This is a genomic window from Phycisphaeraceae bacterium (assembly GCA_040222855.1).
In the GTDB taxonomy this organism is placed as follows: domain Bacteria; phylum Planctomycetota; class Phycisphaerae; order Phycisphaerales; family Phycisphaeraceae; genus Mucisphaera.
In genome coordinates this window covers 760,006-781,760 of record JAVKCD010000019.1, presented here as the reverse complement: position 1 = coordinate 781,760, position 21,755 = coordinate 760,006, and the positions used below count along the sequence as shown (strand labels likewise).

22 protein-coding genes are annotated in these 21,755 nt (G+C 62.0%); 13 read left to right on the top strand and 9 right to left on the bottom strand.

Annotated features, from left to right (window positions below):
- The first annotated feature begins 65 nt into the window (after window positions 1-65).
- The 7 genes from RIG82_08490 to RIG82_08460 all read left to right on the top strand — a co-directional run bounded on the left by RIG82_08490 (window position 66) and on the right by RIG82_08460 (window position 7,427).
- Window positions 66-620 carry a chemotaxis protein CheW gene (locus tag RIG82_08490; protein ID MEQ9460974.1) on the top strand — a complete coding sequence of 185 codons (555 nt, stop codon included), beginning with the start codon at window positions 66-68 and terminating at the stop codon, window positions 618-620.
- A 77-nt stretch (window positions 621-697) separates the two neighbouring features.
- Window positions 698-1,540, top strand: coding sequence for a protein-glutamate O-methyltransferase CheR (locus RIG82_08485; protein ID MEQ9460973.1), 843 nt, complete (start codon window positions 698-700; stop codon window positions 1,538-1,540).
- A gap of 23 nt (window positions 1,541-1,563) precedes the next feature.
- Window positions 1,564-3,894 carry a chemotaxis protein CheA gene (locus tag RIG82_08480; GenBank protein MEQ9460972.1) on the top strand — a complete coding sequence of 777 codons (2,331 nt, stop codon included), beginning with the start codon at window positions 1,564-1,566 and terminating at the stop codon, window positions 3,892-3,894.
- 19 nt (window positions 3,895-3,913) lie between these two features.
- The gene (locus RIG82_08475; GenBank protein ID MEQ9460971.1) at window positions 3,914-4,387 is read left to right on the top strand and encodes a chemotaxis protein CheX; all 474 of its coding nucleotides are present in this window, start codon (window positions 3,914-3,916) and stop codon (window positions 4,385-4,387) included.
- Between the two features lie 55 nt (window positions 4,388-4,442).
- Window positions 4,443-4,814 carry a response regulator gene (locus RIG82_08470; protein ID MEQ9460970.1) on the top strand — a complete coding sequence of 124 codons (372 nt, stop codon included), beginning with the start codon at window positions 4,443-4,445 and terminating at the stop codon, window positions 4,812-4,814.
- 29 nt (window positions 4,815-4,843) lie between these two features.
- Window positions 4,844-6,307 (top strand): FapA family protein, encoded by a 1,464-nt coding sequence (locus tag RIG82_08465; protein ID MEQ9460969.1) that lies wholly within the window; start codon window positions 4,844-4,846, stop codon window positions 6,305-6,307.
- A 31-nt stretch (window positions 6,308-6,338) separates the two neighbouring features.
- Complete coding sequence (locus RIG82_08460; protein ID MEQ9460968.1) at window positions 6,339-7,427, top strand: chemotaxis response regulator protein-glutamate methylesterase; 1,089 nt, start codon at window positions 6,339-6,341, stop codon at window positions 7,425-7,427.
- Window positions 7,428-7,434: 7 nt separating this feature from the next.
- Here RIG82_08460 and RIG82_08455 read toward each other — a convergent pair whose 3' ends face one another.
- The gene (locus RIG82_08455) at window positions 7,435-8,415 is read right to left on the bottom strand and encodes a ParB/RepB/Spo0J family partition protein (protein ID MEQ9460967.1); all 981 of its coding nucleotides are present in this window, start codon (window positions 8,413-8,415) and stop codon (window positions 7,435-7,437) included.
- Window positions 8,416-8,728: 313 nt separating this feature from the next.
- On the opposite strand from RIG82_08455, the gene RIG82_08450 reads away from it, so the two are divergent.
- From RIG82_08450 to RIG82_08435, 4 genes are all read left to right on the top strand, one after another.
- On the top strand, window positions 8,729-9,523 hold the full coding sequence (locus RIG82_08450) for a HAMP domain-containing sensor histidine kinase (GenBank protein MEQ9460966.1): 795 nt from the start codon (window positions 8,729-8,731) through the stop codon (window positions 9,521-9,523).
- 199 nt (window positions 9,524-9,722) lie between these two features.
- The gene (locus tag RIG82_08445) at window positions 9,723-10,205 is read left to right on the top strand and encodes a hypothetical protein (protein ID MEQ9460965.1); all 483 of its coding nucleotides are present in this window, start codon (window positions 9,723-9,725) and stop codon (window positions 10,203-10,205) included.
- A gap of 304 nt (window positions 10,206-10,509) precedes the next feature.
- Entirely contained in the window at window positions 10,510-11,178 is a 669-nt protein-coding gene (locus tag RIG82_08440) for a hypothetical protein (GenBank protein ID MEQ9460964.1), read from the top strand.
- Window positions 11,179-11,232: 54 nt separating this feature from the next.
- Window positions 11,233-12,138 carry an MqnA/MqnD/SBP family protein gene (locus RIG82_08435; GenBank protein MEQ9460963.1) on the top strand — a complete coding sequence of 302 codons (906 nt, stop codon included), beginning with the start codon at window positions 11,233-11,235 and terminating at the stop codon, window positions 12,136-12,138.
- Between the two features lie 136 nt (window positions 12,139-12,274).
- Here RIG82_08435 and RIG82_08430 read toward each other — a convergent pair whose 3' ends face one another.
- The 6 genes from RIG82_08430 to RIG82_08405 are packed head-to-tail and all read right to left on the bottom strand — an operon-like array spanning window position 12,275 to window position 16,862.
- Window positions 12,275-13,810 (bottom strand): hypothetical protein, encoded by a 1,536-nt coding sequence (locus tag RIG82_08430; protein ID MEQ9460962.1) that lies wholly within the window; start codon window positions 13,808-13,810, stop codon window positions 12,275-12,277.
- Window positions 13,803-14,312 (bottom strand): hypothetical protein, encoded by a 510-nt coding sequence (locus RIG82_08425; protein ID MEQ9460961.1) that lies wholly within the window; start codon window positions 14,310-14,312, stop codon window positions 13,803-13,805. The genes RIG82_08430 and RIG82_08425 overlap by 8 nt, the downstream gene beginning before the upstream one ends.
- Window positions 14,312-14,926, bottom strand: a complete 615-nt coding sequence (locus RIG82_08420) for a ParB/RepB/Spo0J family partition protein (GenBank protein ID MEQ9460960.1) — start codon at window positions 14,924-14,926, stop codon at window positions 14,312-14,314. Before RIG82_08420 ends, RIG82_08425 begins: the two co-directional genes overlap by 1 nt.
- 3 nt (window positions 14,927-14,929) lie before the next feature.
- A complete protein-coding gene (locus RIG82_08415; protein MEQ9460959.1) occupies window positions 14,930-15,739 on the bottom strand; it encodes a hypothetical protein in 810 nt (269 codons plus the stop codon).
- Window positions 15,736-16,413, bottom strand: coding sequence for an ATP-binding cassette domain-containing protein (locus RIG82_08410; GenBank protein MEQ9460958.1), 678 nt, complete (start codon window positions 16,411-16,413; stop codon window positions 15,736-15,738). Before RIG82_08410 ends, RIG82_08415 begins: the two co-directional genes overlap by 4 nt.
- 29 nt (window positions 16,414-16,442) lie before the next feature.
- Window positions 16,443-16,862 (bottom strand): sigma factor-like helix-turn-helix DNA-binding protein, encoded by a 420-nt coding sequence (locus RIG82_08405; protein MEQ9460957.1) that lies wholly within the window; start codon window positions 16,860-16,862, stop codon window positions 16,443-16,445.
- A gap of 180 nt (window positions 16,863-17,042) precedes the next feature.
- Between RIG82_08405 and RIG82_08400 the strand changes: the two genes are divergently transcribed.
- The gene (locus RIG82_08400) at window positions 17,043-17,963 is read left to right on the top strand and encodes an XRE family transcriptional regulator (protein ID MEQ9460956.1); all 921 of its coding nucleotides are present in this window, start codon (window positions 17,043-17,045) and stop codon (window positions 17,961-17,963) included.
- Between the two features lie 65 nt (window positions 17,964-18,028).
- Here RIG82_08400 and RIG82_08395 read toward each other — a convergent pair whose 3' ends face one another.
- Window positions 18,029-18,946, bottom strand: coding sequence for a hypothetical protein (locus RIG82_08395; GenBank protein ID MEQ9460955.1), 918 nt, complete (start codon window positions 18,944-18,946; stop codon window positions 18,029-18,031).
- A 165-nt stretch (window positions 18,947-19,111) separates the two neighbouring features.
- Between RIG82_08395 and RIG82_08390 the strand changes: the two genes are divergently transcribed.
- Window positions 19,112-19,861, top strand: a complete 750-nt coding sequence (locus RIG82_08390) for a sulfite exporter TauE/SafE family protein (GenBank protein ID MEQ9460954.1) — start codon at window positions 19,112-19,114, stop codon at window positions 19,859-19,861.
- Here RIG82_08390 and RIG82_08385 read toward each other — a convergent pair.
- Window positions 19,858-21,492: a phosphodiester glycosidase family protein gene (locus RIG82_08385; GenBank protein MEQ9460953.1), complete on the bottom strand. Its 1,635-nt coding sequence runs from the start codon at window positions 21,490-21,492 to the stop codon at window positions 19,858-19,860. The genes RIG82_08390 and RIG82_08385 overlap by 4 nt on opposite strands.
- Window positions 21,493-21,755 lie beyond the last annotated feature (263 nt).

Sequence of the window (21,755 nt, the reverse complement as noted above, 5' to 3'; positions counted from 1 at the left end):
CGATAGCTTTGCATCCCCGCACCGCGCGGATCGATGCCCTCTCGCCTATCGGACGGAGAAACCGCATGACCACCCTCACCGCAGAAGAACAAACCGCCGAGATCACCCAGAAAATCGCCGAGGCCGAAAAACACAAGGCATCCAGCAACAACGACAACGAGCTGCTCCAGCTCGTGAGCTTCGTCGTAGGCGAGGAAGAGTACGCGGTCTCGATCCTGAGCGTTCAGGAAATCAATCGCATGATGCAGATCACCAAGGTTCCTCAGAGCCCGTCCTACGTCGAGGGTGTGATCAACCTCCGTGGCAAAATCATCCCCGTCATCGACCTGCGCAAGCGCTTCGGTATGCCCGTTCTCGAGAACACCGCCGACTCGCGCATCATCGTTGTCGAAGTCGAAAACCGAGTTCTCGGATTCACGGTCGATAGCGTCAACGAGGTCCTGCGCATCAGCTCCGATATCGTCGAGCCTGCCCCAACGATGGCCACCGGCATCGGCAGCGATTACGTCCAGGGCGTTGGCAAACTCCAGGACCGCCTGCTCATCCTCCTCGACCTTGAACGCCTCTTCGACACCGTCGAGCTCAAGGCGATCGACCGGGCCGTCAAGAACGCCGCCTGATTAACAACACGCCATCGGACGAGTCGGTTCAACACGCCGACTCGTCTCTTGCCCTTGCTTCGTCTAGAGGAGACGCGATGCCCGTAGCGACGCTCAAAATCAACGATGCCCAGTTCGCCAAGCTGCGCCAGGTCATCTACGAACGCTCCGGGATCCACTTCCAGGAATCCAAGAAGTACGTCCTCGAAAGCCGTCTGTCCCGCAGACTCGAGGAGCTCGAGTTCAGCGACTACGACCAGTACATCATGTTCCTGACCGCCGGGCCTTACCAGACCGACGAGTTCCAGGAGATGTTCAACCGCATCACCATCAATGAGACGAGCTTCTTCCGCAACGAGCCCCAACTCGAGGTCTTCGAACGCCGCGTGCTCCCCGCCCTGCTTGAAGCACGCAAGGCCACTAAGCAACTCCGATTCTGGTCGGCGGCCTGCTCGTCCGGCGAAGAGCCCTACACGCTTGCCATCCAGCTCCACCGCTCACTCGGCGTCCGCCTCGCTGACTGGCGCGTCGAGATCCTCGGGACCGACATCAGCGAAAAGGTCCTCATGACCGCCGCCTCGGGCATCTACACCAACTACGCCATCCGCTCGGTCGATCCGATGGTCCTCTCACGCTACTTCAAGAAAGACGGCGAGACCTACGAGGTCAACCCTGAAATCAAGGCCATGGTGCACTTCGAAAAACTCAACCTCAAAGACACCCTCGCCGCCAAACGCTTCGGCAGCTTCGACGTCATCTTCTGTCGCAACGTGATGATCTACTTCGATGATGAGATGCGCAGCCGCGTGGCCAAGACGTTCCACGATCAGCTCGCCGACGATGGCACCCTATTCATTGGACACAGCGAGACGCTGCGAAACCTCGGCGTGCCCTTTGAACCCATCACCGAACCCCAGGCGTTTGCCTACACCAAGGCCTGAGGACGACCTCGGAAGGAACTGAGATGGACGGCGTCGATCCAAGCCTGTTGCAAGACTTCCTGACCGAGTCAGGCGAACTGATTGACCAGCTTGACAGCGACCTGGTCAAACTCGAAACCGTTGACGATGCCGAGCAGAAGGACCTGCTCAACAGCTGCTTCCGTGCCCTGCACACCATCAAGGGTGCCGCCAGCTTCCTCAACCTCGAAACCATCATCCGCTTTGCCCATGTCGCCGAAGACGCACTCAACCGCATGCGCAAGGGCGAGATCGAAGTCAACGACAACACCATGGACGTGCTCCTCCAGAGCGCCGACATCGTCAGAGGCATGATCAGCGACCTCGGCGAAGGCAACGAGGTCCAGGCCGCACCCGAAAAACTCATCGACGCCCTCAAGGCTCTGGTCGATGCACCGGCCGCCGCCTCCGCAGGAATCACCACCGCCACGCCAGCAGCCGCCGATGCCCTGACGGACCCAGCCCCCTCAGCCGACACGGCAGCAGTCTCTTCAGGTGCCCTGCGGCCCCTCGACCTTGGCGAACAAAAACTCGACCTCCTCGAGTTCATGGTCACCGACCTCCGCGAAACCGTCGCCCAGATCGAGGAAGCCGTCTCCGGTCTCAGCAACGATGCCTCTCGCGCCGACGCCGCTGATCACCTCATCGAAATAGGCGACAGCCTCGTCAAAACCGCCGTCTTCTTTGAACTTGATGACCTCACCAAGATCGTCACCGCCCTCCACGACTCTGCTCCACAGTTCAAGACACTTGAAAGCGAGACGGTCTCAGCAATCACCCCTCGCGTCCGTGCGATCGCATGGCTGGTCGAGCGCTCCGCCAACGCCCTCGACCAGCGCCAAGCTCTGGTGATGAACGTCACCAAACTGACCAACAACCTCACGACACTCAGCAACGGCACATCGCTGGACACACCAACGCCCGACGACATCGACGTCCGCGAGACCCTCCTCTTGGACGAAGTCTTCGGTGACAATCAGGTCGCCGAGCTGTTCGGCGAAGCACCCACTCCAGCCGGAATCACGCCCGTCTGTGCCGAATCAACGGTCACAGCACAGGCCACCCCTCCACCAGCCAACGACAAAGACAACAAACCAGACCCCAAGGCTGGCTCCAGTAAGCAGGCTCAGGTCGTCGAGCAGACCATCCGCGTCGAGGTCAGCCGACTCGAATCCCTGCTCAACCTCGTGGGCCAGCTCGTGCTCAACAAAAACCGTCTGCTTGGACTCACCCGCACCATCCGCGACAGCGGGGTCGCTCACGACATGGCCGAAGAGTTCGTCGGCGCGACCGGCGAACTCGACCAACTCATGGGCATGCTCCAGATGGGCGTCATGCGAACCCGCATGCAGCCCCTGGCCAAACTCTTCGACCGCTATCCACGCGTTATCCGCGACATCGCCAGAACCACCGGCAAGAAGATCAACCTCGTCATCGATGGCAAAGACACCGAGGTCGATAAATCCGTCCTTGAACAGCTCGCCGACCCCCTGGTCCACATCCTCCGCAACTCCGCAGACCACGGCGTCGAGCAACCTGAGACCCGAACCGCTTCCGGCAAGCCCGAAGAAGGCGCAGTCCGACTCGTCGCCGAACACCAGGGCAGCCACGTCCGCATCGCCATCATCGACGATGGCAAAGGCCTGGACCGCGAGGTCCTCGGCAGCAAAGCCATCGAACGCGGGCTCACCACTCAGGAACAACTCGCCTCGATGAGCGATGAAGACGTCTTCCGCTTCATCTTCCACGCCGGCTTCTCCACCGCCGCCAAAGTCAGCGACCTGTCGGGTCGTGGCGTCGGCATGGATGTCGTGCGCACCAACGTCGAAAAAATCAACGGCATCATCAACATCGAATCGGCTAAGGGAAAAGGCACCACGATCGAGATCCTCATCCCGCTCACCGTCGCCATCATGCCCGCCATGGTCACCGGCATCGGCGACCACCTCTATGCCATCCCACTCCAGTCCATCCACGAAATCGTCCGACCCGATGAGCATGGCCGCCACACCGTCAACGGACAGCAGGTCATCCGGCTCCGCGACACCGTGCTCCCTCTCATCGATATGACCGCGCGACTCGACGAGACCAACATCGACGACGCCGGACGATTCGCCGTCGTCGTAGGCGTGGGCAATCACCGCGCCGGACTCCTCGTCGATCGGCTCGTCGGACAACAGGAAATTGTCATCAAACCCCTTGATGACGGCTACACCCAAGGCGGCCCATTCAGCGGGGCCACCATCCAGGAGGACGGTGAGGTCAGCCTCATCCTCGACGTCGCACAACTGCTTCGCAACACAACCCAACCCGTCGCCGAGCGGCAGGCTGCCTGAGGGCAGGAAGGAGACAGGCGTGGATTCCAGTTCAATCACACCCTTTGTCGAATCAACCACCAACGTGTTCGAGATGATGCTCCAGCTACCGGTCACCATCGGGAAGCCCGAGATCAAGAAAAACCCCGACCCGTCACACGACGTCTCGGGCATCATCGGGCTCTCCGGCGACATCGAAGGACTCGTCGTCCTCAGCTTCCCCACAGCGACCGCTGAAAGAGTCGTCAGCCTCTTCACCGGCGAATCCCTCGACGCCTCCAACCCCGACTTCGCCGACGCCATCGGCGAACTCGTCAACATGATCTCCGGCGGAGCCAAAGCCAAGTTCGAGGGCAAGAGCATCTCGATCTCGGTCCCCTCCGTCGTTGTCGGCAGCGGACACACCGTGTACGGAAAGAAAGACATGAAGGGCGTCAGCATCCCCTGCAGCTGTGATGTCGGCGACTTCAGCGTCGAAGTGTCCATGATCCAGTGGGCCGCAGCCAAGGCCTGAGCCAGGCAACCTCAAACACCCATCAGGCCCGAAGCCCTGAGAGGAGATTTCAACCATGAAAGTCATGCTCGTTGACGATTCAAAGACCATGCGCAACATCCAAAAGGGAATACTTGCACAGCTCGGATACAACCAACTCGAAGAAGCCAGCGATGGCCTCGACGCCCTGTCCAAAGTAGGCGCCTTCCAGCCCGACCTCCTACTGGTCGACTGGAACATGCCCAACATGGACGGACTCACCTTCGTGAAAAAATACCGCGAACAGGGCAACCGCACGCCCATCATCATGGTCACGACCGAAGCCGAAAAAGCCCGCGTCGTCGAAGCCATCAAAGCCGGCGTCAACAACTACGTCGTTAAGCCCTTCACACCTGACGTCCTCTCAGGACGCATCAAGGAGACGATGGACCGAGCCAAAGCGGCCTGAGTTCAACATCGTCTCCAGGAGTGAGCCACGTGTCGTCGCAGGACGCCGGTCGAGACATCACGGTCCACGTTGCCGCTGACAGAATGTCGGCGGAGTTGACCGTGCCCCAGGGTTTCGATCCCGCGCATCTCACCGTGGCATACGTCGAACAAATCGCGACCGAGCGCGGCGTCAACATCGATGATAAAGAACGCGCCCTGATCAATGAGGCCATTCACGAACGCAACGGTCGCGATGGACTCACCGCCGTCATCGCCGAAGGTGTCCCCCCACAACACGGCGTCAAAGGTCGAGTCGAATGGCTCGTCGATCAGCCGCCAAAACCCGCTGAACAGGAAACAAACGAGCGCTCTGATCAAGCAGATGACGACAAGGTGTCCCACTATGACCGCAGTGCCTTTATCGTCGTGACACCCGGACAGGTCATAGGCAAGCTCCATCAGGAGACAGAAGGTCAGGACGGGCTCGACATCGCAAGGCAGGCCGTCAAAGCCAAGCCAGGCACACCTGCCAAGCTCGATGTCAACGACACCATCCAGATCAAACCCGATGGCGAGATCGTCGCGCTCTGCCGAGGTGTCCTCGAACGTGTCGCCACTAAAGCCTCCATCGAAACACAGCTGTCTGTCAATGGTGACGTCGACTTCTCCACCGGCAACATCGACTTCTGTGGCGATGTCATCGTCGCAAAAGGCATCAAGGACCGCTTCAAGGTCCGAGCCGAAGGCAACATCGAGGTCCATGGCGTCATCGAAGCCGCTGACATCGATTGCGATGGCGACCTCATCGCCAAAGGCGGATTCATGGGTGGGGAACTCGGTAACGCCCGCGTCGGCGGGAGCCTCCACGCCCGGTACCTCAACGATGTCACCGGTGAGATCGAAGGCGATCTCAAAGTCGATAAGGAACTGATCAACTGCGACCTCACCATCTTCGGTAACCTCGACGCCCCCTCAACAAGCCTCATCGGCGGAATCATCCGGCTCGTCGGCACCGGAAACATCCACGAACTCGGCTCCGTCGGCGGAACACCTACTGACATGGCCCTGGGGGCTCTGCCTAAACTCGAGCCACTCGCCATCGATCTCCATCGCATCGTCAAGTCATCTCGAGAACAGATCGACGGACTCCGCGCCGAAAACGAGAACCTCAAGTACATCAGCAAACCAAGCGCCCAGCAGAAAGAACGCATGACCGAGATCATGTGCGATTTCGCCACCGCCGATGCCACGCTCCAAAAAGCCGAGAACGCCTTGGGCTTGCTCGAAGCCCGCATGAACAAGCAACGCATCGTCGATGTGCTCGTCACCGGACGCATCCACGCAGGAGCCACCGTGATCTACCGTGGCTTGCCCATGCGCTTTAAATCCGAAATCCGTGGCCCGGCCCGCATACGCAGGAATGAAAAATCCGACCTCATCGTCGAACGTCAAGGCCACGAGACGCCGATCGAACATCTAGCAGGACTCGGCACCAGTCGCGCCGCCGCCTGAATACGCCGGACCTGAACCGTGGAGCCGCCCGATGATCAAAGTCGTTGTTGTCGATGATTCAGCCTTCATGCGCCGCGCCATCGCGGGCATGATCGAGAAGGACCCCGATCTCGAAGTCATCGGCACCGGCAAGAACGGCGTCGAGGCCATCGAACTCGCCAAATCCCTCAAGCCCGATGTCATGACCCTCGACATCGAGATGCCCGAAATGGACGGACTCACCGCCCTCCGCGTCATCATGCGCGAGTGCCCCACCCGCGTCCTCATGTGCAGCTCGCTCACCACAGGCGGGTCCATCGAATCCCTTCGCGCCCTGCGCATCGGCGCCGTCGACATCATCGCCAAAGACCACTCAACCTTCTCCACCAAAATGGGCGAGATGCAGGATGACCTCCTCGCCAGACTCAAAGCCATCGGACGCTCCCGCGGCCACTACATCGCCAGCCCCCCCGCCGGGGCCACCACCGGAAAACCCAATCCCAAAGCCGCCCCCACGCCTCAAGCCGTCAACACCAGCCTCAAACGCGTCAACGATGTCAGCATCGTCTGCATCGGCTCCAGCACAGGCGGGCCACCCGTCCTCGAATCCATCATCGAAGGCCTCCCCGAAAACTTCCCCTTCCCCGTCGTCATCGCCCAGCACATGCCGGGCATCTTCACCGAGTCCATGACCAAGCGACTCGCTAGCTCATCAAAGGTCAGCGTCATTCACGGCGAACCCGGAACCCCCATCACGCCAGGCACCGTCATGATCCTCCACGGCGGAGACCACCATCGCATCGTCGGCCGACCCGGGTCTGCTCGCATCGAGCATGTCGATGACGACACCCAAGTCTATAAACCATCGGTGAACATACTCTTAGAATCCGCCGCCAAAGTCTATGGTAGCCATGCCCTGGGCGTCGTTCTCACCGGCATCGGGCGCGATGGGGCTGAAGGTGCCAAGAAAATCACCGCCGCTGGCGGAACCATTCTCGCCCAGGATGAAGCCACCTCCGTCGTCTACGGCATGCCCAAAGCCGTCGTCGAAGACGGCACCGCCAAAGCCGCCCTACCCCCCGACTCCCTTCTCAACGTCCTTCTCGAATCCGCACAATTAGCCACATCCAAAGCTGCATGATCAATGTTCATTCTGGCTCGGGGATACCCAATCGCTCCAGCAGCGACTCGAACTCCTCAACCGATGCAAACTGAATGGCGACCGTCCCGGCACCCGAAGCCCCCTGCGTGCTGAGCCGAGTTTTCAGCCCGAGATGGCTGGCAATGTGCCGCTCGAGACCCTCCAGATGCTTCTGCCGCGTCGATCGGACGACAGCAGGGGCCTTCTGCTCAGACTGCGACACCCGCCGAACCTCCGACTCCATCCGCCGAACCGACCACCCTTCCCGAACCGCCCGCTCGGCGAGTGCCGTCTGCAATCGCTCATCACCCACCGCCACCAACGCCCGGGCATGACCCATCGCCAGCCGACCACCCCGCACCAGACCCTGCACGCCCTCGGCTAACTGAAGTAATCGCAATAAGTTAGTCACGGTTGAGCGATCCAGCCCGATCTGCTGCGCCAGCTCCTCGTGGCTCACCCCATGCCGCTGAACCAACTGCTCCAGCGCCCCAGCCCGCTCCATCGGGTTCAGGTCCTCACGCTGCAAGTTCTCGATCAGCGCCCACTCCGCCGCCTTCTGATCCTCCAGCACCTGCACAATCGCCGGCAGGGCGGTCAACCCCGCCAACTGCGCCGCCCGCCACCGCCGCTCACCCGCAATCAACTGATAACGCCCCGCCTCCTTGGGATGACGCCGCAACAACACCGGCTGCATCACCCCCTGCGCCCGGATCGACGCCGCCAGCTCCCCCAGCTTCGCCTCATCAAAACGCTGCCGCGGCTGATACGGATTCGGCTCGATCAGCTCCACACCCACCCGAATCACCGTCAACTCACCCCCCCGCTTCGCCTCAGCCGTCGCCACAACCGGCTCCGCAGCTATTTTGATGGCCTCCGATGGCTCAGCAGGGCGGTTTTTCACGGCAACAGGCGCCTCTACAGACACTGGCGTACTCACCAGACTCGCCAAACCCCGGCCCAGACGCGATGGCTTACGTGCACTCATCAGAGGGTCCTCCTTGACACATACCACGGTTCCACGTGGAACACCATACCACCGGAGCAACCCTACGCCCACCGCAAACCCTTGGGGGGGGCATTGCACCCCGAAGGCATGCTGTGTGAAATCACCAACAACCGCAGCCAATACATCCATGACCCATTACAAATGAACTTGAGACGATCTAGCCGCCTCTAAGTGTCAAACCAGGCACCCTGTTCCACGTGGAACGCCTCGACACCCCACTCGGCCCTCAAATTAATGCCGTAACCCTCACCATAGCCTCATAACGCCCATCGAGAGCCCGATAACCAAGGCAATGAGCGAACCGGACCCCACCCACGAACCCAGTTTTCCGGGCCTTGGACACCGCCCCGACACCAACTCGGGAGCCCAGGCCCTCAGCCTCCTCGACCGCACCGAGCGCCAGCTCCTCGAACTCGAGGACGCCGCCTCCCCCTGGCTGCAACCCGAAGGCCTCGGCCTCGCCGCCGTGCTCGCCCACGAGATCAGCAACCTCCTCACCCCGGTCAGCCTCTACGCCGCCCGCGCCCGTCGCAAACCCAACGACGCCGAACTCGCTCTCCAAGCGGCAGAGCATGCCGAAAAAGCCCTCGATCAGGTCAATCGCCTGACCGAAACCGTGCTCTCCCTCTCCCACTGCGTCCACCAGCACGAGCCCTCCACCGCCTCGGCACCCGCGCTCGACGCCACCCGCGAGGCCCTCGACGAACTCTCGCTCTGGTCCGCCAACATCCGCTTCGACCTCTCAGGCCTGCCCCCCGAACTCACCCTCCCCATCGAACCCGCCGCCCTCCAACGCGTCCTCGTCAACATCGCTGGTAACGCCCTCAAAGCCATCCAACGCACAGGCATCGGCACCACCATCCACTTCACCGCCAGCTCCAACGCCACCCAAACCTGGCTCACCATCGAAGACGATGGCCCCGGCATCGACCCCGAAACCGCCGCCACCCTCTTCGACCCATGGTCCCAATCCGCAGGCCACGGCATCGGCCTCACCCTCTGCCGCCAGCTCGTCGAACGCCGAAACGGCTCACTCACCTACCAGCCCACCACCCCCCACGGCTGCCGCTTCACGCTCACCTTCTGAACGACTTTCCCATAAAATGATCGCTGTTCACCCACATCGCGACCCCGTGATCCGCGCTCATAGGGGACAAGTGGTGGATGAAGCCCTTAATGTGGGCCAAAGTGTTGCACCGTGGGGAAGAGTGGGGTAACGTGCTCTCCGACGGATCACCAGTACCCGAGGCCAGGATGGCCACCCTTTTTAGCACCGAGGCAGACCCGTGGTCCTCACCGGCAACTATGAACACACGATCGACTCCAAAAACCGCTTGGCCATCCCAGCCGACCTCAGAAATGCGGTCCAGCAGGATGCCCCCGCGGCCGACGGCGATCCCCTCGTGTTCTACGTCAACCCCGCCGAACAAACCAACTGCCTCCGCCTCTTCCCCGAAACAGCCTTCAAACAACGCGCCCAACAACTCGAAACCTCATCACTCCCCCCAGACGAACTCCTCGCCTATGAGGAAACCTTCTTCGGGCTCAGCTTCCGCGTCGAAACCGACCGCCAGGGACGTGTCCGACTCCCCGAAGTCCTCCTCAACGCCGTCAACCTCGGCCGCGATGTCGCCCTCATCGGCAGAAAAGACCACATCGTGCTCATGCCACAAAACACCTGGCGCAGCACCATGGCCGAACGGCTCAGCCAACCCGCTCTCTTCAGAAACCCCCGCGCAGCCATGGGCCCCGCGAACCAGACAGACTAATCACGCCGCGCAGAACGCCCGGCGACATCCGAACAGAGTGGCCCGGAGGGCCACTGACAAGCAACGAAGGCAGGAAGGATCCGATCGCTAAGACACAGACTTGCGACGCTCCGGCAAAGGGTTAAGGACAACCCCAAGCCATCGGAGTGACCGGTAGCATCAGTGATCGGCCAGCTGGGAGCTTGCTGGATTGCGACGCCGGTTGGCAACCTGTTGCCTTGGCACCTTCGTTGATTTTATCCGGCTCAAACCGGAAAGGCGATCCCTACCCCATAATCGGGGATAAACGGGGTACAGTGTGTGCATGAACACGGTGACTGAATACCGTTCCGGACAGATCGCCTTCCCGGGGATCCTTACTTTCACCCTCGCCATCAGCGGTTGCTCGCTTCTCCAGCAGCAACCGGAGACAGAGCCTACGCGCCTCAACCTCCCAGGCGTCGTCGAAGAAGGCACCAACACGCCACCCACCCAGATCGCCATCGCCGACATGCGACGCTCCGAAGGCATCGCCCGAGTCGAAGAACTCCTCCGCGATGAAGGCTTCTGGATCGAGGTCATCGACCGACGCTTCGGCCGCATCCGCACCCTCCCATCCCCCGTCCCCGTCGCCGGTGAGTTCTGGGCCGGGCCCGCCGCCACCGGCTCCGAACAGGCCACCGCCACCCTCTCGGCCATGCGCCGCATCGCCCTCGTCGAGATCACCGAAACCCCCCGCTCCGCCGTCATCACCATCGAAATCCGCCACCAACGACTCGCCGCCTCCGACCGACGCATCTCCGGCTCCTTTAGCCGCCGAAGCTTCTATGACACCAGGTCCGCCACCATTGGCTCCTTTGGCGATAACCTGCAGTTCGACTCGATCAACCCCGCCAACACCCTCTCCGAACGCACCACATGGGTCCCCGCCGGACGGGATGTCGGCCTCGAAACACGACTCCTCGAAAAACTCAACACCCCGCCCGCCTCCTGACACCCCTCCCGTCGCCTAAACTCCGCTCCCCCTCAAACCCCTGGGAGCAGACCCTTGCCCACCACCATCCCCATCCGCATCGGCCACTCCCCCGACCCCGATGACGCCTTCATGTGGTTCCCCCTCGCCAACTTCACCGACCCCTCCGGCGAAACCCACACCCCTCGCATCAACACACGAGGCTTCGACTTCACCCACGTCATGGAAGACATCGAGTCCCTCAACCAACGCTCCCAACGCGGCGAACTCGAAGTCACAGCACTCTCTATCCACCAGTATCCCTACGTCGCCGACCAGTACGTCCTCACCTCCTGCGGGTCATCCATGGGCGACGGCTACGGACCCATCGTCGTCACCAAGCAGACCAACGCCGACGCCAACACCGCCCAGTGGCTCAAAGGAAAACGACTCGCCATCCCAGGCGTCCGAACCTCCGCATGGCTCGCCATGCAACTCCGACTCGCCGAACTCGGACTCTCCGAAAAAGACATCGACTGGCAAGTCACACCCTTCGACGAAATCCCCGACGCCGTCCTCAACAACCACGCTGACGCCGGACTCCTCATCCACGAAGGACAACTCACCTACCAGCAACAAGGACTCCGACTCGTCGAAGATCTCGGCGTCTGGTGGACCACCTCACGCAAACTCCCGCTACCCCTGGGTGGAAACGCCATCCGCAAAGACCTCGCCGACAACCTCCCACGACTCACCCGCGTCCTCCTCGACTCCATCAACTACGCCCTCGAACACCGCGAAGACTCCGTCCGCTTCGCACTCCAATGGGCCCGAGGCATGGAAGCCGACCTCGCCGACCGCTTCGTCGGCATGTACGTCAACCAATGGACGCTCGACTACGGCGACCGCGGACGCGCCGCCGTCGCCCAACTCATCAATGAAGGCGTCAAAGCCAACCTCATCCCCGACACCGGACCCGTCACCTTCGCCGAACCCGAATAACACCATCAAAAATCTGGGTGGCCCGGGTCATAACGCACAAGCGTTTGACCCGGTAACCAATAATCCTGCATGAGTGCTCCGTGTAACAACGCGTGCGTACCGATCCTCACCCCCAACACCTTCACCACCTCACCACTCAATAACCCACCACCGACACAGACCGCTGACCCAGGTCCAGATTCACAATCAGATATCGCAGCGCATCCACAGCGTGATCCGGACCATCCTTCGCTGGCTCCTCACTCGCGTCGCTCCGTCGGTCAAAGTGATACGCCTGCAACGAGTGAATCAACCGCTCGCACCGCGGGTCCACCAGCAACCGCCCGTGATCCAGCCACGAACGAACCCGCTCGATCCCATCACGAACCCGATGCCGCCGCGTCCGAACCCGCAACCCTCGCTCGCGCAGCATCTCAACATCCGAACGCCCCGTCTGCGCATTCCGCGCCAGCCCCGCAGGATCAACCGATACCCACGACGCCAGCGGCCAACCCCGTGCCAGCACCGCATCAACATTCGCCCCCAACGTCCGATCCCGCGCCACCAACTCATCCACCACATGCACCACCTCTCGACCCTCGCACTCGCCCACCACAGCCCACAAATACACCGTCGGCGACCGCAACCCAAAGTCCATCCCACCCACCAACACCGCATCCTCACTCAACGCCCCAACCGCTCGCACATGCAGCGCCGGATCGAACATCGGGTACACCGCATCCTCGCGCGTCGGCCGCTCACACAACATCTCCGCCCGCCACGTCGCCACCGACGCCCGACCCCGCTGCACGAGCAGATCATCAATCGACACAAAACCCCGCGACCCCTTCGCCACACCTCCGCAATCCTCCCACAACGCGCAAGAAGCGCAATCCCGCGACGCAGGACAACGCTCCGCTACATCCAGCGCCGTCCAACGCAGCAACCGCCCCGATCGCCCCGCATTCTCGCCAGGCGTCTCATGCATCCCCGTCAGCGTCGACATCAACCCACCAATCCGATGCGCCGTCGACAACGCATGAACCGAACCATGAACCTTCCACCGCCCACAACGACCCGAACGCGTCACCAGCTGCGCCGCCTGCCAAACCTCAGGCACAAACTCCTCCACCTCATCACACCGCAGCTTGTGCACACGCGTCCCCCGCACCGAACGATGCGACTGCGCCAACAGCTCAACCCGCGACCCGTTCATCAGCGTCACCCCACGCCCCGTCGCCGGCTTCGCCAACACCGAACCACCGGCCCCCACCCGCCGATCCGCCAGCAACGGCGTCTCTAGCAACTGCAGCAAATGCTCATGCATCCGCTGCGACTGCTCCAACGACCCGCCCAGAATCCGCATCTGAATCCCAGGCTTAAACAGCAAATCCACCAGCGTCGCCACGGCCCCCAACCGCGTCTTGCCACCCCCTCGATTCGCCCACACCACCAGATCACCCGACTCAGCCCGCTCCGCACCCGCCAGCTCATCACCAAAAAAACTCCGACGCAGGTACTCAAACGGCGAAACCGACCCCGCCACCACCGCACGCCTCGGCACATCAAGACCCAAACCCCGCTTCACAAACCGATGCAACTCACCCGCCGTCCTCGGACACGCCCGCTCAATCATCCGCAAACGAAACGATGACCTCCGCAACACACCACCCATCACCCCACGATCACTCATCCCTCACACTCCCATCATCATCCAACGCCTCCGACACCAACACCCGCTTGTCCCCCTCACCCTCTCCCTCAACATCACCCTCGCCATAAAGCAGCGCCGCCAGATCACCGACCCCTTGATCCAACTCGTCTCCACCACCACCAGCAACATCAAGTGCCCCTAGGTTTGCCTTAGTGTGGGGGGGTTGGGGGTGGCGGTCGAGTTTGAGGAGATCGACGCAGGCTTTGCGAGCCGTCTCCGCCGAGCCCGTCTCATCCGCAGACGCTAGCGTCAACAACCGCGACGCCGCCATCAACCGGCACCGCCCCAGCAGCAACTGCGTCTGCAAATCCGCCAGCGTGCTCAGCGCGGTCAACCGCCGCACCGTCGGCTCCCGCGCCGCCCACTCCGCCAGCTCCGAGGTTGATAACCGATGCTTCTCCGCGATCCCCACCCAGTCCGACTCCGCCCGGATCAGGTCCGCCAGCACCGCCCGCTCCCGCCGCTCCGAAATCCTCACCATCACGCCGCCCCTTTGTCAGCTTCATAACGATTCACCAACTCAACCAACGCCTCACTACGCGACCCGCCCAGCGCCCCCAACACCCGATCCAGTCGCTTTCGCTCCGCCGGCTTCAGGAAAAAATGCACCGCCACCACCCGGTCCTCCGCCCGCTGCGCCGGCACCAGCGTAGGCCGCTCCTTCGTCAACCCGATCAACCGCTCCGCCACCCCGCGATCCTCAGGCAGAAGCGGAGCCACCTTCACCATCGGCACATGCCGCGTCAGCTCCTCCAGCAGCTCGCCCCGCTTCACCGGGCTGTCCGCACCCCGCAACCGGTTCAACGTCGCCAGCAGCACCAACGCCCGCGCATCATCCACCGCCCACACGACACACCGCGCCACCTCACGACCCAGCTCTCGCAACACCATCACCCGATGATGACCATCCAGAATCTGATACCGCCCCTCATCACCACCCAGCGGCCTCACGATCACAGGCGGATACTGATCATGCTCCTCAAGATGACGCTTGAGCAGATCAACCATCCGCCGCCGCATCGTGTTGCTGTTTCGCGGATGCGCCTCCAGCTTGTCCAGCCCGATCTCCACCATCACCCCGCCCGCATCATTCATCACCTACTCCTTGTCCTTCTGACCATTCAGGTGCACGTAGTACACCGGCTCCACCAGCACACGCGAGCGTGCCACAACCAACTTCTCCTCAGACCGCGAATGCCGACGACCCGTCCGACCCGCGTTCTGCGCATACCACCGGTCAACCTCCTTCAGCAACCACGCTTGATCACCCTCCGGCAGCGCCTCGATCGCCGCCATCAGTCGCGCAGGCCGCGCCAGATCCGTGCGCACAAAGCGTTGATGTTCGAGGGCGTCAAGCAGCCTTTGATCGCAGGCCAGAGGCGCTCTGCGGTAAGCCGCCATGCCCGCTTTCTCGAAAAAAGGGTTCACACGGCCCATAGCAGCCAGTGCCTCGGTCACAGGCGTCGTCGCGCTCCCCAAAGCCGAGCGCACAAGCCTCACCGCCAAACCCAACCCACGAAACTGCGGATGAACAATCACCCGACTGATGCACCGCACCTCCTCATTCAACCACCGCGCCCGCTCCCCCGCCGGCAACCACGAACCAAACCGATCCGCCAACGCGTGGTCCCGCAAGTGACACGACAACGCTGGCAGGGACTCCACCAAAACCGCCACCGCCCGCCGCCGCACCTCGCGACCCAGCCACCGATCACCCGCCGTCTCGATATCAACAAAAGCCGAGAGAATCCGCGTCGCCGTCGCCGGCTTACCCGACCGGTAATGAAACGCCGACAACGCACGCAGGTCCGACCAACGACCCTCCGCGATCTCGACCGCCGTCACCGGACCCGCTTGCTTAAGGTTCGCGAAACGCTCAGCCACAGATAAGAGAGGAGGAAGGGTCATCGTGTAAGCACCTCAACCTGGCCAGCCGCCGTCAGCTCAATCAGCGTGTCCGGCGTAAGGGCCTCGAGAAGATCATCGTGCGTCGTCGCCACCACCAGCGCGCAAGACGACCGCCTCATCCAACGCCGAACCGTCATCGCAACATGCTTCGCGGTCAGCCGATCCAGCGTCGCGGCAAACTCATCCGCCACGATCACGGCAAAGCCCTCGCCCACCTCAGCCAGTGCCAACGCGTACGCCAACTCCAGCCGGAATCGCTGACCTTCTGACAACTCGCCCGGTCGTCGCAGCAGCAGCGCCGCCTCAGCCAAACCCGCGCGGCTCAGCCAGCCCGCGGTCTTGTCCAGGTCATCCGGCAGCGGGGCCGGAAACCCCTCAGCCAGCGGACGATCCGGCCACGTCGGCAGGGCGGCAAGATCAATCAACTCAACCGCCTGCTCACACAACGCCTGACGTACCGCACGCAGCAGCGTCGACTTGCCCGATCCAGATGGCCCCGTGAGGAACGTGACCTGCCCGGAAGCAAGGGTCAGCTCCATCGGCGGGAGCAACGCCGTCGGTCCGTGATGATCGAGTTCCAGCCCGAACAGCGCCGCGGCTTCCGCCGCGCCGAGACTGGTGGCTGGCTGATGCTCGACAGTCGCGTGGACCGCCACTGAGACTGAATGCTGCATACGATTCATCCCCCGTTTGTTTGTTGTGTCTAGAGCAGGTTGGCGAGCGTGTGCACGGCACGCATGTGCTCGCGGACGCGGTGCAGCGAGGCACCGGTTTCGCGGGCGACCGAGCGGAGGCTCTGGCCGTGCAGCGCGACACGCCGGGCCGTCGGCCGCGCTGCGGGTGGGATGATCTTCTCGTGCCGAGCCACAAAGAGGAACAGGTCCGAGTCCATCCGCGCGAGCATCGTCCGGACCCGGCGGTGGAGGGTGCGGACCGGCAGTCCCGTGGCCTCCGCGACCTCGGCCATGCTGCTGCCATGCCGGAAAATCTCCTCGAGAATCATCCGCTCATCCTTGGGCAGCAGGACAGCCCGCTGGAGAACGTGCTCGGCCCTTCTGCGGGCACCGATACGGGCTTGCAGGTGCCTTTCGGTCACGCTCTCGTTGATCATCTGGGTTGTCATGCTTGCATCCCCTATCTGTTTGGATTATGTTTGGTATCGTACGGATAAGTCCTCGCTGCGTCAACACAATGTTTAATGATAATTAAACTCATAATGAACCACGATCAAGCAAATTTAATGAAGATTTTACAATTTAATGCGCCGATCTTGTTTTGGGTTAGACCGTGCGGAGTCTGAATGATGGACAAGGCTTCGACAGAGATGCGTGTGGCGTTGGGCCAGAAGCTGCGTGAGCATCGGCAGCGGATGGGCTTGAGTCTTGAGGTACTGGCGGGGCGCGTGGGGGTGACCAAGGGGTATCTGTCGCTGATCGAGAATGCCCGGGTGCCGAGCCCGCCTAGCGACCGGGTGCTGGTGGCCCTAGAGAAAGCGCTGGGGGTGTTGGACGATTCGCTGAGTCGTGCGGGTGCGTGGGCGGCGACGCCTGGGGCGGTTCGCGAGGAGGTCAGTCGGCTGCGAGAGCACGCGGCGTTGTCGCACAAGGTGTTGCGGTCGCTGGCGTTTGAACAGGCATCGTCCGCTGAGGGTTCGAGTGGGAAGGCGATCGACCTTGATGCGTTGTATCGCGCTGGGGTGCTCGGGGATGCCGAGCATCTCGAGGAGGATGGGTTGAGGCCTGTTCCTGATGGGAGCGAGGCGGCGTGTGAACCGGCATCGATTGCGGAACAGGGTGTTGATCTGATGAGGCTGGCGGAGGTGATGGGGCAGCGAGTTCCGCTCATCAATCGTGTGCCTGCGGGGTATCCGGCGGGTTTCACGGACCTGGATTTCCCGGCGCGGGTGGCGGATGAGTATGTGCATTGTCCGGACGTGACGGACCGGGATGCGTTTGCCGCGCGGGTGGTTGGGGACTCGATGGAGCCGGCGTATCGGGAGGGTGATGTGGTGGTGTTTTCGCCTGAGGCGGACGTGATTAATGGATGCGATTGTTTTGTGCGGCTTGAGCCGGACCATGAGACGACCTTCAAGCGCGTGTTTTTTGAGGAAGGAGGGGCGGTGGTGCGGCTGGAGGCACTCAACCCGAAGTATTCGGATCGTCGGGTGGAGCGTGAGATGGTGGCGGGCTTGTACCGTGCGGTCTGGCGGATGTCGCGGCTGTGAACTGTGCGCATGAGTGCCCCTCCGGTAGACCCGGGTTGCGTCGAGGTTGTGCGCACGATGTTGGTTTAGCGGTTTCGACGGAGCCAGACCATGCTGGTGAAGCCGATGATGGCGGCGGTGGTGGGCTCGGGGATCAGGGCGTTGAAATCGGTGGTGTCATCGGAGGTGATGGTGATCTGGTCGGAGATGTCGGTGGTGCGTTCTTCATCGGCGAAGAATCGGATTTCCTGGAGTGTGACGGTGCTGGCAAAGTTGGCTGAGACGGCTGCGTCGTAGGGTGTTGAAGTGCCGGCAAAGTCAACCATGGCCAGACTGAGCATTAGGTTGAAGATGATGGTGCGGGGTCCGCCGGTCTCGATAGGCAGGGCGGTGGAGGCGACGGTCTCGTTGATGATGCTTGTTGAGCCATCGGTGGTGAGGGGGTAATCGGCGAGGGTAAAGAATCCGCCGCCTCGGCCGAGGAGGTTGGCGCTGAGGGAGGCTCCGCCGGTGACAGCGGTGCCATCGCCTAAGAGGGAGCCGTCGATGAGGAACACTGGGGACATGTAGACGGTGGGGCCTGGCCCTGCGACGGTGATGTCGAAGGTCCAAGAGGCGGAGGCTTCAACCGATGTGAAGAAGATGGTTCCGAGGTCGGATGCGATGTCTAACGTGCTGGATGCGGAGGCGCGAAGGCGGGGCGGCGCGGCTGCGGGTCCGGTGCTGATATTAACGGCGGCAGATGCGTCCCAGGTGACCTCTGACCCGTCGAGGGCGGGGTCGGAGGTGCCGCTGGATGTTGCGGTGGTGTTGATAGGCAGTGGCGGATCCCCAAAGACGACCGGGTTGTTGACGAGCCGAAAGGTCTCGGCGGGCAGGTTGAGCGGCAGGCCCTGGCTCTGGAGTCCGGCGGAAGCGCTGTAGCGCGTGGTGGCGGAGGCCGTCGGGATCAGGGATCCAGTGACAAGCACAGCGGTTCCGAGCATCAGGGCATAGCGGTTCATCTTCTTCTCCTCGCGACAGGTGTTGAGCCGAATCCAGTTTACCAGCCCGTTGTAGATTCCAGAAGGGTGTTTCGGGCTTGTCATCGCCCGCGCCGCTGATGAGGTCATCATGGGATTCAGGACTCTTGTAAGCTGACGCTGGCCTGAATGCTGGAGTGAGTTGTGATGGAGTTGTCTGTATTGCTCTGGGTGATGCTGGCTCAGGCGCTAGGTTTTTTTGTTCAGGGGATGGTGGGGTTTGGGGCGGGTCTGATCGTGACGCCTTTGCTGGTGTTGGCGGGGATGGAGTTGCCGCATGCGATCGCGGCGATGTTGGGGGGTGTGGTGGTGGCGACGGGGATGGGTTGCTGGCGTCGGCGTGGTGATGTGGCGTGGCGCGTGGTGGGGATGATGTCTGTGTATCGGTTGATCGGTCTGCCGGTGGGGGTGTGGCTGCTTAGTGCCTTGATGACTCAGGAGCCGTCGCTGATCAAGCAGGCCGTGGGGTTGGTCTTGGCGGTGGCGGTGCTGGCGATGTGGATGTTCAGGGTTCGTCCCGTTCCGCGTCTTGGTCATGGCTGGATGGTGGCGGCGGGTCTTGGCAGCGGGGTGCTTGGCGGGCTGGTGGGGATGAGCGGTCCGTTGGTGGTGATGTGGGTGATGGCGCACGACTGGGCTGCGGTCCGGTCGCGGGCGACGCTGTGGGCGTTGTTTCTGGTTTTCTCGCCGCCTCTGGTGGTGATGCTGGGCTGGACGTTTGGCTGGGACGTGTTGTGGTCGTTCGGGTTGGGCTTAGCGTTGTTCCCGGCGGCGATGGTGGCGGAGTATGCAGGGGATCATCTCGGGCGCGGCTTTTCGAGCGTGGGGTTGAGGCGAGCTGCGTATGGGTTGCTGTTGGTGATTGCGTTGGTGGCGATTGTGGAGCCGTGGGTTTAGGCGGCGGAGCGGCGTCGAATCCATCCGATCGTGACGAGACTGAATATCGCTGCGGATGTTGGTTCGGGAATGATGAGCGAGGCGAGGTCGCCGTTGGGGTTGTAGGCGATGGTGTCGAGGTGGAGGGTTCCGGCCCAGTTGGGCCCGCCGGTGTCGCCGGGCGCTGCCGAGAGGAGGATTGAGTCGATGAAGGTGTTGGGTCCGTCAATGTCGCCGTCGCCGTTGTCGCGTGGGGACCATAGGCGTGAGTCTTCGAGATTCCATTGCACGAGTTGCCACTGACCGTTGGGGATGATTTCGATGAAGTTGGATCGTTCCAGGCCGGACTGGATGGGTGAGCCGTCATCGAGCTGGATGGCGGCGTAGAGGGGGTCCTGACCGGGGTCGAGCTTGATGAAGAATCCGACGTAACCGGTGCGTGCCATGGCCTTGCCGTTCTGGGTGTTGTTGCTTGGAAGGGCTGCACCTGAGGGGATGCGGGCGAACATGCCTGATGGTTGTGCTCCGGTGTTGGTGATGGTGATTTCGAGTGATTCGAAGCCTTGATGGGGAGCTGTGTTGTCGAGCCGGGTGGCGTAGGTGGCGACGTTGCCTGATCCTGCGACGCCTCGGGCGCTGGCGAATCGGCCTTTAGAACCCTCGAAATCATCGAGGATCGTGAGTGTCGTGAGGAGCGGGACTGCGCCTTCGGCGAGGGGTCGTGGCGGGGAGGGGAGGGGGATGTAGTCGGGGTTGGGGGTAGCGAAGACGCCGAAGTTGTTGGCGACGAGTCTCGGGTTGCCGGGGGAGAGTTCTGAGGAGAGGTCGGAGGGGGAGTTAATGACTCTTGCGTTGGCGATGCCATCGTTGGAGTCGTCGAAAGCGAGAGTGGTTGATCCGCCGCCATCAATGTTGATGGCGTTGGTGACGCCAAAGTGTAGGAAGAGTGAGGCCATTTCGGTGGTGCGCATACCTGAGGAGAAATCGCCTTGTCGTCCATCGACGGCCATGAGGAAGACTCTGCCATCGGGTGCTACACCGAGGGCGCTGTGGGGGTTGAGTGCGTTGGTGTATGAGTCGTTGGGTGCGGTGATGGAACCGTTGGTGAGGATGCGTTGGTTTCCGCCAAGGGCGTTGTAGAGAGGGATGTTTTCGAGAGAGTCGAATCCGCCTGGGGTTCTGGCGGCGAGGACCGAGGCGACGTTGTTGGCATCGACGTTGAAGATTGGCTGGCCTGTGTACCAGTTGGGTGAGTAGCCGTTGCCCTGGGAGACGCCGGTGTGCGTGACATTGGCCTGTCCGGCACCGGCGTCGGCATAGAAGTCGCCGTTGAGGGCGATCTGGGTGCCGAAGGTGTTGGCGAAGTTAGGGGTTGTGTAGCGGGTGACCTCGCCCTGGAGTGGGCCGTTGCCGGGCTGCATGAGGAAGCTGACGCCTGGCGCAGCGGGATCGATCTCGACCAGGTGGATGACGACCGGGCGGGGGAAGTTGATGGTTCCGCCAGCGGTCGATCCGTCTGAGGCTTCGATGATTTGGTGGTGGGTGATGCCGATAAAGGGCTCGGCAGTCTGGATGATGGCGGCGGGGGCATGGGCCGTTATCGTGAGGCACGAGGCGGCCACGAGTGTCAGGGCGGGGTACGTCTGCCGCATGGTGTTTCTCTCCCAAATAGGTCTGGATGCTCTCCTGTTTCAGTGTAAGACCTGGATTCACCACGGGCCAGAAGCATTCCGATGGGGGGCTTAGGGAAACCCACCAAGTTAAGGGGTGTCAGAGAAATTTCCTTGGCGGCGCGCATGGGGGGCGGGTGGTCTGCCGTAGTCATCTATGGGGAGGTTGAGGACGGGGCGGAGGTGAGTTGGGCGGGTTGGGGGGCGTGACGGCTGCGGCCGGGTGGGCCGTGTCGCCGTTGCGC